General features: G+C 69.3%; 11 protein-coding genes and 2 pseudogenes. 6 read left to right on the top strand and 7 right to left on the bottom strand.

Going from position 1 to position 12,221, the window contains the following annotated elements:
* Positions 1 to 43: 43 nt before the first annotated feature.
* Complete coding sequence (locus OHA65_RS01430; RefSeq protein ID WP_405760851.1) at positions 44 to 859, top strand: hypothetical protein; 816 nt, start codon at positions 44 to 46, stop codon at positions 857 to 859.
* A 415-nt stretch (positions 860 to 1,274) separates the two neighbouring features.
* Here OHA65_RS01430 and OHA65_RS01425 read toward each other — a convergent pair whose 3' ends face one another.
* A complete protein-coding gene (locus OHA65_RS01425) occupies positions 1,275 to 1,421 on the bottom strand; it encodes a hypothetical protein (protein ID WP_405760848.1) in 147 nt (48 codons plus the stop codon).
* 34 nt (positions 1,422 to 1,455) lie between these two features.
* On the opposite strand from OHA65_RS01425, the pseudogene OHA65_RS01420 reads away from it, so the two are divergent.
* Positions 1,456 to 1,885, top strand: a pseudogene (locus OHA65_RS01420) (Sua5 family C-terminal domain-containing protein); the annotation flags it as partial.
* A 180-nt stretch (positions 1,886 to 2,065) separates the two neighbouring features.
* Here OHA65_RS01420 and OHA65_RS01415 read toward each other — a convergent pair.
* Positions 2,066 to 2,152, bottom strand: a pseudogene (locus tag OHA65_RS01415) (carbonic anhydrase); the annotation flags it as partial.
* Positions 2,153 to 2,225: 73 nt separating this feature from the next.
* Complete coding sequence (locus OHA65_RS01410) at positions 2,226 to 2,723, bottom strand: MarR family winged helix-turn-helix transcriptional regulator (RefSeq protein WP_405760845.1); 498 nt, start codon at positions 2,721 to 2,723, stop codon at positions 2,226 to 2,228.
* Positions 2,724 to 2,787: 64 nt separating this feature from the next.
* Between OHA65_RS01410 and OHA65_RS01405 the strand changes: the two genes are divergently transcribed.
* On the top strand, positions 2,788 to 4,908 hold the full coding sequence (locus OHA65_RS01405) for an MMPL family transporter (protein WP_329312291.1): 2,121 nt from the start codon (positions 2,788 to 2,790) through the stop codon (positions 4,906 to 4,908).
* Between the two features lie 160 nt (positions 4,909 to 5,068).
* Here OHA65_RS01405 and OHA65_RS01400 read toward each other — a convergent pair whose 3' ends face one another.
* The 3 genes from OHA65_RS01400 to OHA65_RS01390 form a co-directional block, all read right to left on the bottom strand.
* On the bottom strand, positions 5,069 to 5,566 hold the full coding sequence (locus OHA65_RS01400; RefSeq protein WP_405760842.1) for a DUF427 domain-containing protein: 498 nt from the start codon (positions 5,564 to 5,566) through the stop codon (positions 5,069 to 5,071).
* Positions 5,567 to 5,652: 86 nt separating this feature from the next.
* A complete protein-coding gene (locus OHA65_RS01395) occupies positions 5,653 to 5,877 on the bottom strand; it encodes a UBP-type zinc finger domain-containing protein (RefSeq protein WP_327285961.1) in 225 nt (74 codons plus the stop codon).
* Positions 5,878 to 6,586: 709 nt separating this feature from the next.
* On the bottom strand, positions 6,587 to 7,420 hold the full coding sequence (locus OHA65_RS01390; RefSeq protein ID WP_405760839.1) for an enoyl-CoA hydratase/isomerase family protein: 834 nt from the start codon (positions 7,418 to 7,420) through the stop codon (positions 6,587 to 6,589).
* Positions 7,421 to 7,542: 122 nt separating this feature from the next.
* On the opposite strand from OHA65_RS01390, the gene OHA65_RS01385 reads away from it, so the two are divergent.
* The gene (locus OHA65_RS01385) at positions 7,543 to 7,932 is read left to right on the top strand and encodes a helix-turn-helix domain-containing protein (protein ID WP_327281198.1); all 390 of its coding nucleotides are present in this window, start codon (positions 7,543 to 7,545) and stop codon (positions 7,930 to 7,932) included.
* A gap of 1,023 nt (positions 7,933 to 8,955) precedes the next feature.
* Positions 8,956 to 9,462: a TspO/MBR family protein gene (locus OHA65_RS01380; RefSeq protein WP_327281197.1), complete on the top strand. Its 507-nt coding sequence runs from the start codon at positions 8,956 to 8,958 to the stop codon at positions 9,460 to 9,462.
* 344 nt (positions 9,463 to 9,806) lie between these two features.
* On the opposite strand, the gene OHA65_RS01375 is transcribed toward OHA65_RS01380, so the two are convergent.
* The gene (locus OHA65_RS01375) at positions 9,807 to 11,057 is read right to left on the bottom strand and encodes a hypothetical protein (RefSeq protein ID WP_327281196.1); all 1,251 of its coding nucleotides are present in this window, start codon (positions 11,055 to 11,057) and stop codon (positions 9,807 to 9,809) included.
* Between the two features lie 719 nt (positions 11,058 to 11,776).
* Between OHA65_RS01375 and OHA65_RS01370 the strand changes: the two genes are divergently transcribed.
* Positions 11,777 to 12,151, top strand: a complete 375-nt coding sequence (locus OHA65_RS01370) for a hypothetical protein (protein ID WP_329312290.1) — start codon at positions 11,777 to 11,779, stop codon at positions 12,149 to 12,151.
* Positions 12,152 to 12,221: the final 70 nt, after the last annotated feature.

The raw sequence follows: 12,221 nt of genomic DNA, 5'->3' as shown, positions 1-12,221 counted from the left end.
TCCTCGGAAGCCTTCAGGGCCCGTCCGGAGGGTGAAGAGACGCATGCTCGATTTCCTGGGGACCACAGTGGTCTGGCTGGTGCAGATGGTGGGAACCTGGGTCCTGGCCGGGACCGGTCTCATCCTGCTCTTTCTCCGCACTTCCTTCTCCACGTTCGCCCTGGCCCGTTCCCTCGCCATCGCCGGGGTGGTGCTTGCCCTCGCCTACCGATACGGCTTTGCCGCCGACGGTCTCTCTTCCTTAACGGACGGCATCATCCGCAAGTACCTCGTCATGGGCGCTGTCGCCACCGTCGTCCTGCTGCTACTGGGCGCGGTCTACGTGGCAGTCGGGCGCCTCGGCGCCCGAAGGGCCCGCCTCCGGCGCCTCGTTGTCGTACGGACCGACGGCTGCAAGGTCCCTGGGCCTCTCGCGGTGATGCTGTTCGTCCTCGCCAGCACCGGATTCCTCGTCTGGGTCATGCAGGCCGTTGAGGCGTACGAGAACGGCTTCGTCCGGGTCGTGAGTTTCGGCATCGTGTTGCTGCCCGCCGGGGCGTTCCTGCTGCTCGTTCCCTTCAGCGTCAGCGGTACCGTTTTCAACGCCGCCAACGCGCACCCGGCCTTGCCATCGCTGGCCGCCCCGTTCGTCGCGGGGGCGGCGGTGGTCGGCGACCGGTTCGTCGGTGGCGTCATCGCCACCCCTGAGAACCTCAAGGACCCCCTAGCAGTCACCGGGCTCGCTGTGGTCATCGTCCTCAGCGCGGTCGAACTGGTGCTCCTCCATCGCCGGGGTCACGGCCTCACCCGAGATCCAGACGACGTGACAGGTGATGCGGCAGGGGACAGCGGTGCAGGGGATGGAGCCGGCGCTGTCTGACTGGCGTCTCTCCATGTGGGATGGGCCGATGTCCTCTTCACGGAATTTGGCCGGGGAACGGTGAGTTCAATCGTAGGGGATGGGGGTCTCGGCTGTGCGAACGCGGCGTGCTGGTCTGATTTGGCCCATGAGGCTGGACCGGGAGCCAAGGCGACAGCAGTGGCCCTGTTGCCGACGCTGGCCGGCACGTACGGGTGGCGTTCCGATCCGACCGTTCGGAGGCCGCCGCAGGCGGGGAACTGGGAAGGGTCGTGGATCATCCGGCCACCGTCATGCCGTCTGCCCAAGTCTTCGGGACCTGCGCGGCGCCGAAGCAGCTCTGCCGACGGCCAGCCAGTCAGGCGGCTGTCGGGAACCGGTAGGCCGATAGGGCCGTCGAGGAAGCGCAGTAGGGTCAGCCGGTCGCAGCTCGCGATCAGGAACGGACCCCGGCGAGCGCGGCAGACAGCGCGGCCGCAGGGGTGACCGTCGCAGTGAACGCGATCGCGGCCTGCTTGAGCGCGGCGGGGTACGTGGCGCCCTCCAGGCGGGCGAGTTTGCCCGCGCCAGCAGCAGCCAGCACAGCGGCCAGGATGACCACACTCGTGGTGAATGGAGTCAGTCCCCCCACCGCGAACAACGTGAGTGCGGAGCTCGGTGACGCTGTCGACCGTGTGCCGGACGGCGACCCCTGCGAGGTCGGTGCCGAGTCCACCATCGTCGACGTCACCGGCGAGGCCCCGACCGTCCTGCGGCCCGATGGGGTGCTGCGTGAAGCCCCGGAGCTGTGCCGTTCCCGCGATCGAGCAGCCACGTCCGGGTGCCGGGTCAGCGTCGGTCCCATTACGTGTCGCGTGCGCGCGTGGTCCTCGTAGCACCCGAGAGGATCGTCGGCGAAGCGGAGCGCGCGCAGGAACTGGGCACCGGGTGGGCGTCCTTCTGCATGCCTCCTGCGCCGGGCTCCCGGTCGCCTCCCTGTCGGCGGGGGAGGGGCTTGGACCGGCGGTCGCGAACCGGCTCCGCCGCGCCGCGGGGCCCCGGCCGTGACTCGCTGACGCGGTCATCTGCTGTCGGGGCGTCCGTACGGGCCCCGGCGGGTGTCTCCGGCTCGCGGCAACGCTGCACACCGGTCGGGTCGGCCGGCGCATTTCACCGTGCGGAGGCGAAGGGCCCCGCTCAGATGGCGGGAGGCGACCAGCGGGGCATTGTCATCGGCACCCGCTCGGCCTCGGCCAGTATCTCCTCGGTGCTTTCGCGTCGGGCTGCCCGGGCAGCCAGGACGCTCGGCGTCACCCGCTCGACGACGTCACGGATTCTTCTTCCCCGGCAGGCGTCATCGCCTCGACCGCACCTTCCCGGTTGGGCGCCGGTCGGGATGATCGGGCCCTCATCGTCTGACGAGGGCCAGCTGGTGATTCATCTCGTTGAGGAAGCGGACGACCACTGCCAGTTCGCCGTCACTGAAACCGGCGCGGGCGGCGTCCGTGCCGTGGGCCAGCGGGCGGAAGTACTCCCGTGCCACCAGCCGGGCCCGCTCTTCGTAGTGCAGATGGACCACGCGCCGGTCGTCTGCCGCACGGACCCGGCGGATGTGTCCGCTCTTCTCCAGCCGGTCCAGGCATGCGGTCATCGCGCCGGAGGTGAGGTTCATCTGCTTTCGCAGCCTGCCGGGCGTCATCGGCCCCGCGTCGTCGTCGCTGTCCGCGTCCAGTACGGCGATCAGTGCATGTACATCGGTGAGGTGGAGTCCCTGTGACTCGGCGAACTCCTGCGCAATGCGGTTGAACTCCGCGTTCATGCGGCGCAGCAAAACGGCGAAGGACTGCAACCCGATGGGGTCGTCTGCCGGAAGTACGGGTGTGCAGCCTTCGGTCGTCTCACGCATGGCTTCAGCATAAGATATCTTGATCGTTGACATTCTTTACCATTGACCTAAATGGGGATCCGCAGTGAGGAAGACGCCGCGCTGGGCCTTTTGGGCCGTGCCGCTCCTGCTTCTGTTCGTCTGGCTCGGAGTGGGCGCGACCCTCGGCCCTTACGCCGGCCGGCTGGGCGAGGTAGCCACGAACGACCAGGCCGCCTTCCTGCCGCGCAGCGCCGAGTCGACGAGGGTGGTCGATGCCCGGAAGCCGTTCGAGACCTCGGCCTCCGTCCCGGCCGTCCTCGTGTGGACGGCCGACGGGGAAAGGGTGACCGGTGCGCAGCAGGAGGCCGCCACGCGGTCGGTAGGGGCTCTCGCCGGCCGGCCCGGGATCGCCGCGACGCCCTCCCCGGCGCTCCTCTCCGACGACGGCCAGGCCGTCCAGGCCGTGGTACCCCTCGCACCCGATCTCGGAAAGGAACTCCCTGCCGTACTCGACGAGGTACGGCAGGCGGCAGGGCAGGTGCCGGGCACCACGCTGCAGATCGCCGGCCCCGCCGCAGCCCAGGCGGACCTCCTTGACGCGTTCGGCGGCATCGACGGCCTGCTGCTCGGGGTCGCGCTCGGGGCGGTCCTGCTGATCCTGCTGCTCGTCTACCGCAGCGTCCTGCTGCCCCTGGTGATCATCTTCAGTGCCGTCCTCGCCCTCGGCCTCGCCTGCGCGGTGGTCTACGCGCTGGCCGACCGGGGCGCGGTCCGCGTGGACGGCCAGGTCCAGGGAATTCTGTCGATCCTGGTGATCGGCGCCGCGACCGACTACGCCCTGCTCCTCGCGGCCCGCTTCCGCGAGGAACTCGCCGCCCGGGGCGACCGAGCGGGAGCCGCGCTGGCCGCCGTACGCCGGTCGGCGGGCGCCGTCACCGCCAGCGCGGCCACCGTGGCCCTCGGCCTCATCGCGCTGCTCGCCAGCGACCTCACCAACAACCGGGCCCTCGGTCCGGTCGGCGCGATCGGCATCGCCTGCGCGGCACTGACCGCCCTGACCTTCCTGCCGGCCGCACTGGTCCTGCTCGGCCGGGCGGCCTACTGGCCCGCCACCCCCAAACCCGCCGACGCCACCGACGACGGCCACGCGGTGTGGCGCCGCATCGCCGGCCTGATCGACCGGTCACCGCGGCGCGTATGGGCTTCCTCAGCCCTGATGCTCCTGATCCTGGCCGCATTCTCGCCCGGCCTGTCGTCCAAGGGCGTTCCGCTCGACGAGATCTTCGTCAACGACGCCCCTTCGGTCGGCGCGCAGCAGACCCTGGCCCGGCACTTCCCCGGCGGCTCCGGAAACCCGGCCGTCATCATCACCGATGCCGGCCGGGCGGCGGAGGTGCGGGCGGCAGCCGAGGGAACGGACGGGGTCGCCTCGGTCACCGCCGCCACGTCGGATGGTCGGCCGGGTGCCGGAGAGCCGCTCGTCGTCGAGGGAAGGACACGCCTGGACGCCACGCTCGATGCGGCGGCCGACAGCGACGCCGCGAAGGGGACGGTCCAGCGGCTGCGGGAACGGGTGCACGCGGTCCCGGGCGCCGATGCGCTCGTCGGCGGGTACACGGCGCAGCAGTTCGACACCCAGCAGACCGCGGCCCGCGACCGCACCGTGATCGTGCCGATCGTCCTCGGCATCATCCTGCTGATCCTGGTGGCGCTGCTGCGTTCCGTGCTCGTGCCGGTCCTGCTGGTGGCGACGGTCGCCCTCAACTTCCTGGCGACCTTGGGGGTGTCCGCGTTGGTCTTCGAACACCTGCTGGGCTTCAGCGGCACGGACGCCTCCGTGCCCCTGTACGGGTTCGTGTTCCTGGTCGCCTTGGGCGTCGACTACAACATCTTCCTCATGTCACGCGTACGCGAGGAATCCCTCTCCCACGGCACCAGGGAGGGTGTGCTGCGCGGTCTGGTCACCACGGGAGGCGTGATCACCTCCGCGGGCGTGGTGCTCGCGGCGACCTTCGCCGCGCTGATGGTGATCCCGCTGGCCTTCCTCGTCCAGATCGCCTTCATCGTCGCCTTCGGCGTCCTGCTGGACACCCTCGTCGTACGGTCCCTGCTCGTGCCGGCCCTGGTCATCGACATCGGCCCCCGGGCCTGGTGGCCCAGCGCCCTGTCCCGAACCGGCACGGGTACCGGGCTGCGGACCGTATCCGTACCGCAGGATCGCTGACGAGAACCGGCCGGACGCGCCGGACGCGCCGGTCGTGGTGGCGGCGAGGAAGCCCGGCGTGCGGGGTCTGACGTCTGACGCACGTCGAGCCCGCCTCCCTCGCCGCACCAGCGTGACCTGAGCGTCATGTCCAGGCGACCGGTCTCGCGGCCGCCCATCCTCACCAGCCGCTGGAGCCCGGACCGCCTTTGAAGGGCCCCAGGATTTCGCCGGTGATCCAGCCACCGTAGAAATCACCGGGCTGAGCCCGTACGCGCTCCCCGTCGACCAGGCAGAGGTCGACTCGACCCGGGTAGAAGGCGAAGTGGTGGGCAATGCTCCGATACTCCCGCGAGGGATCCTCGTAGCTCCAAGCCACGTTGCGCACGGTGTGCCCGTCCATGACCAGCGTCCAGTAGGAGGCCGTGCCCTTCCACTCGCAGACGGTCGCCCCCTGCGCCCGTGACAACAAGTCGAAGCGCACGTCGTTGCGCGGCACGTAGAAGACAGGAGGATGGCTCGTCTCCAGGACGCGTTGGCACGCCCAGGAGTCGGCGAGCGTCACTCCCCGGTGCCGGACCACCACGCGTCGGGCATCAGGCTCCACACGCGGCGGTCGCGGATAGTCCCAGACGGATTCCGTCGGTACCGGTCCGTGCGGGCGCGGGGTATCACTCATCGCAGGCACCTCCCTCTGCCCTTCCGTGATTCCCGCGGTGGCGGATGCAGCGGACCGTCCTGTGGGGCCGGAGACCTGCCCGTGCCCTACGGCACCCGGACGAGGAAGACCTCGTCGACGAAGCACCAAGCCCACGACTCATCAGGGGCCAGCGACAGGACCACGGGGTGTCCGGTCCGAACGTGGTGGGCGTAGGCGTGCCGACCTCGGGAGCTGTCGCAGCATCCGACGTGCCCGCACGTGGAGCACCACTGCAGTCGAACCCAGGACGATCCGAGGGCATGGCATGACCCGCACACCTCGTCCGGCATCTCCGGCGAGTCGGGCAGCGCCGCCAGGTGGGAACAGGCGCGACCTTCGGGGCGCCCTCCATCAGGCGACACCGCCCAAGAGGAGGGCTGCCCCCGCAAGCCCTCGACATCGCGGCCGGCACGTGCCATCAGGGGCTCCTTCCGGCTCGGGACGGTGGTCCCGTGTTGCCGTCCAGTCTATGGCCGAAACGGTCACGGTCCGCCCGGCACCAGCCGCGGCTGCGCATCGACAGGGCGGGGTGGGCGGGCCTTTGCCACTGACGGCGCGTGAGCCGGTGATCTACGTACAGCCCGTGCAGTGGTCGTCGTCACGGACGACCTCCGCTTCACGCCGCCACCCGAAGGATCGCCCCGGCCGGCCCACAGCGCGACCTTCCGTCTCAAGGGGACGGCCCGGCCAGCCGCTCCGTTCCTGTGCAAGGACGTCGACCGGCCTGCGGACGACGCGGGCGAAGCGCTGCCCCGTGCCGCCTCTCGCTGACCGTCCCGTCCCGCTGAGTCGTGCGACGCTCTTCGGCCGGTTGCGGAACGGACAGGACGTCGTCGTCGCCGCACTGGCTGCGAGCCTCGACGCGGTGTCGGCTGGTGATGGAGGCTTTCGGGGCGGTGTCCTTGGGGGAGCGGGCCTGCTCGACGCTGAGGCTAGCGAGCCGCACGCGGTCGCGATCGACAGGACACCGGGTGGGTACGCGGCGCCCTCGTTTGGGTCCTATCCCGCCAGTCCCCGGAGCAGTCCTTCCAGATCGCGCTCGCCGTCGGGGGTCTGGGCACCGTAGGCCAGTCCGCCGCGGATGACCTGCTCGGCCGCGGGGCGAATGATCTGGGCCGACCAGGCGTCGTGCTCCCGCAGGAGACCTTCGGCCAGGTCATCGGGGACGATGGCGCGTTTGGCCGCCGCGATCACACCTTCGGGCAGGGCGGCGATGTTACGGGCGAGGCGGTCGACGACGTCGTCGAGCTCGTCTGCAGGGACGGCCCGGTTGACCCAGCCGTAGCGCTCTGCGGTTTCGGCGTCGTACAGGTCGGCACTCAGCACCACCTCCAGGGCGCGACTGCGGCCGACCCGGCTGGCGAGGTACTGCGTGCCTCCTCCACCGGGGACGATGCCCATGAGAGCCTCGATTTGGCCGATCCCGGCGCGACCGATCGCCGCGAACGCCATGTCCGCGGCCGTGACGAACTCCGCCCCTCCGCCGCGCGCCATCCCGGCGAGCTTGACGATGGTCACCTGGGGCTGGTGCCGGAGCAACTCCCCCAGAGCCTGGAAGACGTTGACGCCGTCGGGAAGGTCTGCCGCGAGGTGGTCGAAGGCGTCCGGCGTGTCGACGAGCGACATGTCGACGTGGGCTATGAAGAACTCCGGGTTGGCGCTGTCGAACACGATCACCCGGACCGATCCGTCGTCCCTCAGCGCGGTCAGCAGGTGCCGGAGGTCGGCCATCAGGGCGACGTTCAGGACGTTGACGGGTGGGTTGTCGAGGGTGACGCGGGCGATGCCGTCCTCGCGACTCACCCGCAGGGTCGCGTAGGCGTCGTGGTTCATGGAGATCTCCGATCGGTACCCGGTATGCATCTAGGTTCCTGATGCATACTTACAGTGCGGTGGTGGGCGACCGGCGTCAATAACGCACTTTCGGCATCTCAAGGATCGCGAAGGATACCGACATGGCCTTTTCTGAAACCGGCACTGGCGCTGGCACCGACCTCGTCTACCGGGCCGATTGCCCCAGCCGCCCGATCCTCGACCAGATCGCTGACAAGTGGTCGATGATGGTGATGGCAGTCCTTGACGAGCCCCGTCGGTTCAACGAGATCAGGCGTCGCCTTGAGGGCGTGACCCAGCGGGTCTTGACCCAGACCCTGCGCCGCCTGGAACGCAACGGGATGGTGGTGCGCCGCGTGCTGCCAACCTCGCCGGTCGGGGTCGAGTACTCCCTCACCCCGCTCGGCGAATCCCTGCGGGAGCCGTTCGGCCGGTTGTACGACTGGACGGTCAACAACGCGGACGAAATCCGGGCGCACCAAATGGACTACGACCGACGCGTTCAGAGCTGAGAAGGCGTGCCCAAGAACCCCATTGTCCTGAGCTGACTCGCTCCGGCCGCCGCCGCTTTGGCGTATCCGGTCGTCCAAGCTGGCGGCCCCGATGCGGGCATCTCACGTTGCGGCCGACGCTTCCCCTGCGGCCACGAACTCGACGCCCAGGTGCGGGTCGAATGCGTCCGGCCGTACCGTCGTTTCCCGGGTTGCGTAGGTGCCGGGGAGCGACCGGCAGTGCCATCACTTCTCGGTTCTGGCACAGATCTTGGGGAGTCGTCGCGGAGCATAGCCAGCAACGGTTGCCCGCATGGGACGGCTCGGGGTCCGTCGGGTCAGTGGCTGTTGCAGCCCGGCACGTGGCCCGAGCAGTTGCCGGGCCGGTTCCCGGTGCTCTCGCTCTTGTCGCTCTGCACAGTGCCGGGGCCACGTTGTTGATACCGCCGCCTTCGTCGCCGGCCAGGTTCTCCTTGACGACCGCGCTCTTGAGCGTCAGCACCGGGGCGATGGGGGAACCGATCTGCTGCTGGTTGTTGACGATGCCGCCGCCGCCCTTCCGGCCCTGTTGCCGGCCACCGTTTTCGGACCGCTGTGATGAGCGCCGCGGTATTGGCACACCCCACCGTCACGTTCGACGGTGCGGCGTGGGCAGGTGCGGCCAGGACCGGCGCGGCAACCAGCAGATGCCGCCCTGAACGGCGGACAACAGGCCGCTGTCCGGGCCGTTCGCGAGCGGGGCTCGCCCACTGACGCCCGGGCTTGCCGCTGCCGCCTCGGTATGCCGGGATTTCGTGGGCCGGTTGCATGTGAGTCGTTCCCCGCCCGGGCTTGCCGGCCCGGCGGAACAGTACCTTGATTGTTCAACCGGCTTATCGGCACATCTTTCCCCTTAGTCCCCCACGGCCCCGGCCGCGGCGGCGAGCGGGCCCTCGAAGGCCGGAGAACCAGACTGCGCCTCCGGATGGAGGCGGGGTGCATCTGGGCAGGCGTCCGGTGCAGAAGTCGGTGTGTCCGTACGTCCCTGTTTCCTCGGAGTCCCTGATGCCAGGACCGGTAGCACGCAGCACGAATGAACGCGGTGTCTGGGCGTGGGTAGCCCTGGCGGGATTCGTGGTCCTCACCTACGCGGTGGCGGGGGTGGGTGCGCTCGCCTCGTCCGACGCGCCCGAGGTCTACGCGGCCTTGGAGCGACCTGTGTGGGCCCCGCCCGCCTGGCTCTTCGGCCCCGTCTGGACCGTCCTCTACGGCACCATCGCCGTCTCCGGCTGGCTCGTGTGGCGGCATGCTGCGGGCCGTGCGAGGCGGCGGGCGCTGACGTGGTGGGGCGTCCAGCTGGCCTTCAATCTCGCCTGGACCCCGCTGTTCTTCGGGGCGCGCCAGTACGGCCTGGCCCTGCTGGTCATCCTTCTGCTGGTCACGGCCCTGGTCATCGCCATGCGCCTCTTCCACCGTGAGTACCGGGCCGCTGCATTTCTCCTTGTGCCCTACCTGGCCTGGGTCTGCTTCGCGACGGTTCTCAACGCCGCCATCTGGCGGGCGAACGGCTGAGCGGTGGCCGCCGCCTCCCGGTGGCGTTGCTCACCGACGAACGACGTCGTTCTCGGACAGCGCCGGACCGGCCACGTGGCCACTTCAGCGCACGACACGCGACCCTTGGGGCAATGTCAGGACGGCTGGCGGCTCAGTCCCCTCGAACTGGATCACGTCCTGACTGGCCGTAACACGTCTGGTACCGGCCCACGTGGAACGCGCCATCCTCGGCCCCCAGAACAAGCCCTCACCGGACTGGTGTGCACGGCCGCGTGGTTGTGACGGCAAGCGGACGGCTCGGTGACCGGATCCCGGGCCCGGTCGTGCCAGGAACGGGATCCGGTCATCGTCGCGGCAGTGGGCTATTCGCCCTGGAGCTTGGTCAGGATCCACTCGCCGAGTTCCTCGGTCATCAGCGTGTGCCCCTCGTTGTCACTGGCGCACATGAAGGCGTCGAGCTCGCTGTCGGCGGGGTCGATCTTGCTGTAGAGCGTGTCGCGGTCGTCGATGTCGCCGGCCGCCACGGCGCTGACGCTCGGGACGAACGTGCTCGTGTTGTAGGTGAGCTCTGCCGGCTCGCCTTCAAGGAGCCCGGCCAGGAAGGCGGCGGTTCCGAAGTTGCCGGGCCGGCCCGGGAGGTTGTGCGCTTCGGGGAACAGGCCGCCGGGAGCGCCGTCGATGTCGGGCAGGCCGCTGGTGGTGATCGGGATCTCGGCGACTCCGGCCTTCTTCAGGACGGCGACGATCTGTTCTCCCGTGTTCTGCGTGTCCAGATAAGTGCCCGTCAGCTCCTGACCGGCGGTGCGCATCGCCGTCACGCCGGCCGGGATGTTGTTTCCGGCACCGGTTCCCGTACCGTTTCCGACACCGAGCAGGCGTACGCCCTCGGGCCACCCGCCAACCCGTTCGAGTTCGGCGAGGAAGTCGAATCGGGCACGGTCCTGGCGGGCTTCGGCGCCCACGGTACCGATGTGCCAGCGCAGCAGTTCTCGGGCGGCCGAGCTGTTGATCAGCACGGAGAAACTGCCGAGGAGTTCGCCGAACCCCGGCATCGAGCCCCAGTTGTCCTTCACCCAGTGCGCGAACGCCTGTACCCCGATGGGCAGCCAGGCGCCGCGGTGCGGGGTGTCGTAGGAGAGGTAGGTCGAGGTCTGGGGGTCGTCACCGTCGTGCTGCATCTTGGCGAGGGCGTAGCGCGTGACCAGCCCGCCCATGCTGAAACCGCCGACCGTCAGCTGGGCGGTTCCCTCGCGGTCGGCGATCGCCTTCTGGATGCACTGGATCGCCACGCCGGCATTGTCGATGATGGAAGCGGACCGCTCGTCGAAGCCGAGGAGAACCAGGTCGAAGCCGGCCTCCCGCAGCTGGGAGACGAAGGGGTATTCGCCGTTCTCCAGGGCGTTCCACAGGGCGTCGGGATCGCTCTTTCCGGCGGAGAAGCCGTCAGAGAGGATCACCGGCTTCCTGACCCGGCTCTGGCCGGGCGTGCTGTAGAACACCCAGGCGGTTCCCCCTTCTAGGGGCCACGTGGCGTCCCACGCGGAAGTCCTCGGATATGCGGGCTGAGCGCCCGGCATGGCGTTGTCCCAGATGCTCACAACAGGCATGGACATCAATCCAGCTCCTTCGTCTCGTGGTGCGGCCGGGCTACGCCACCCGTGAGGCCGCCACTTTCAGGTCGAAAGCGGACCCAATGATGGCGAGGCTCAGAACCCGCTGCCAGAGAATCCAGACCACGTCACTCTTTCGACCCGGTGCTCTTTCTATGCAGGTCACAGGGCTGGCAGGGAAGAAACGATGATGCGGGCCCGAGACCCGGGAGCATTCGGCGGGGCGTGAAGTACGGCTGAGAGACGGCTTTGCGCGCCCGGGCATTACCGGCACATGGCGGCCAGTCGTGCGCGTCGGTACAGAAGGACCGGCAGCGCGGGGGTTTTAGCGGTCGGTGATCGTTTTCGCCCAAGTCGTAGTGGTCAAGGACATGTCGACCCGGTACCTGGCCGGGTGTCGTGGCTGGACCAAGATCCGCCGCTGAGACACCACCGGAGCGATCATTGGCGCCGTCACCGGCACCCTGGCCGAGGCGACCCGGATTGCTCAGGTGGGCCGGCCGCGGTGGCGTGTTGGCGCCGTCGGCACTTCGACTTCCCCGACCCGGCGGGCGGTACGGAGCTGCATCCCGGGTTCGACCAGCGCGCGGTGGTCGCCTGGCTGCTGGCGAACGACGAGACCGCCATCCCCAGCGGGTGCCGATGGCAGAGATCACCGGCGTTGTCGACCGCGACCGCCAGGTGCGCGGCGACGACGCCGGCCTCTACGGACATCATCGGCCTTGCTACCGGGAACCGACCTGATCGGGTACGCCTGGGAGGCGCTGAAGCCGGGCATCTGGCTTATGCAGTTCTTCCGCAACCACGATGACCCGTCCTGCGTACGCGCCTTCGCCTTCACCCCGCACGACCTGGACATCCTCCTCCACCGCGGCACCGGCTCCCTCCAGTTCGACGGCGACGGCCACCGTGAACTGACCATCGCCTCGTCCGCGCGGCTCCAGAAGGATGCCTGGCGGGACTGGCTGCTGTGGGTGCGTGCCTGCGCCGAGCAGGGGCCGGACGGCGCGAAGGCCAATCAGTCGGTGATCGACATGCTGACGGAGGGCCGCGGCGAGTTCCTTTCGTTCGCCCTGTTGACCGCCCGCCGCACATGATCGGGGCGCTCCGGCGGTCGTCTGTTACCGTCGCACGAGCGCGGTGGTCGCGTGAACGCGGAGACGGATC

The organism is Streptomyces sp. NBC_00045, from assembly GCF_045041095.1.
Lineage (GTDB): Bacteria > Actinomycetota > Actinomycetes > Streptomycetales > Streptomycetaceae > Streptomyces.
Note: the sequence above shows the minus strand (reverse complement) of the source record. Positions and strands in the feature narration are given on the sequence as shown.

Coding starts and splice junctions, on each gene's coding strand:
- OHA65_RS01390 (WP_405760839.1), bottom strand. CDS start 7,420: ATGAACCACGACGCCTACGCGACCCTGCGGGTGAGTCGCGAGGACGGC.
- OHA65_RS01385 (WP_327281198.1), top strand. CDS start 7,543: ATGGCCTTTTCTGAAACCGGCACTGGCGCTGGCACCGACCTCGTCTAC.
- OHA65_RS01400 (WP_405760842.1), bottom strand. CDS start 5,566: ATGAGTGATACCCCGCGCCCGCACGGACCGGTACCGACGGAATCCGTC.
- OHA65_RS01375 (WP_327281196.1), bottom strand. CDS start 11,057: ATGTCCATGCCTGTTGTGAGCATCTGGGACAACGCCATGCCGGGCGCT.
- OHA65_RS01380 (WP_327281197.1), top strand. CDS start 8,956: ATGCCAGGACCGGTAGCACGCAGCACGAATGAACGCGGTGTCTGGGCG.
- OHA65_RS01395 (WP_327285961.1), bottom strand. CDS start 5,877: ATGCCGGACGAGGTGTGCGGGTCATGCCATGCCCTCGGATCGTCCTGG.
- OHA65_RS01430 (WP_405760851.1), top strand. CDS start 44: ATGCTCGATTTCCTGGGGACCACAGTGGTCTGGCTGGTGCAGATGGTG.
- OHA65_RS01410 (WP_405760845.1), bottom strand. CDS start 2,723: ATGCGTGAGACGACCGAAGGCTGCACACCCGTACTTCCGGCAGACGAC.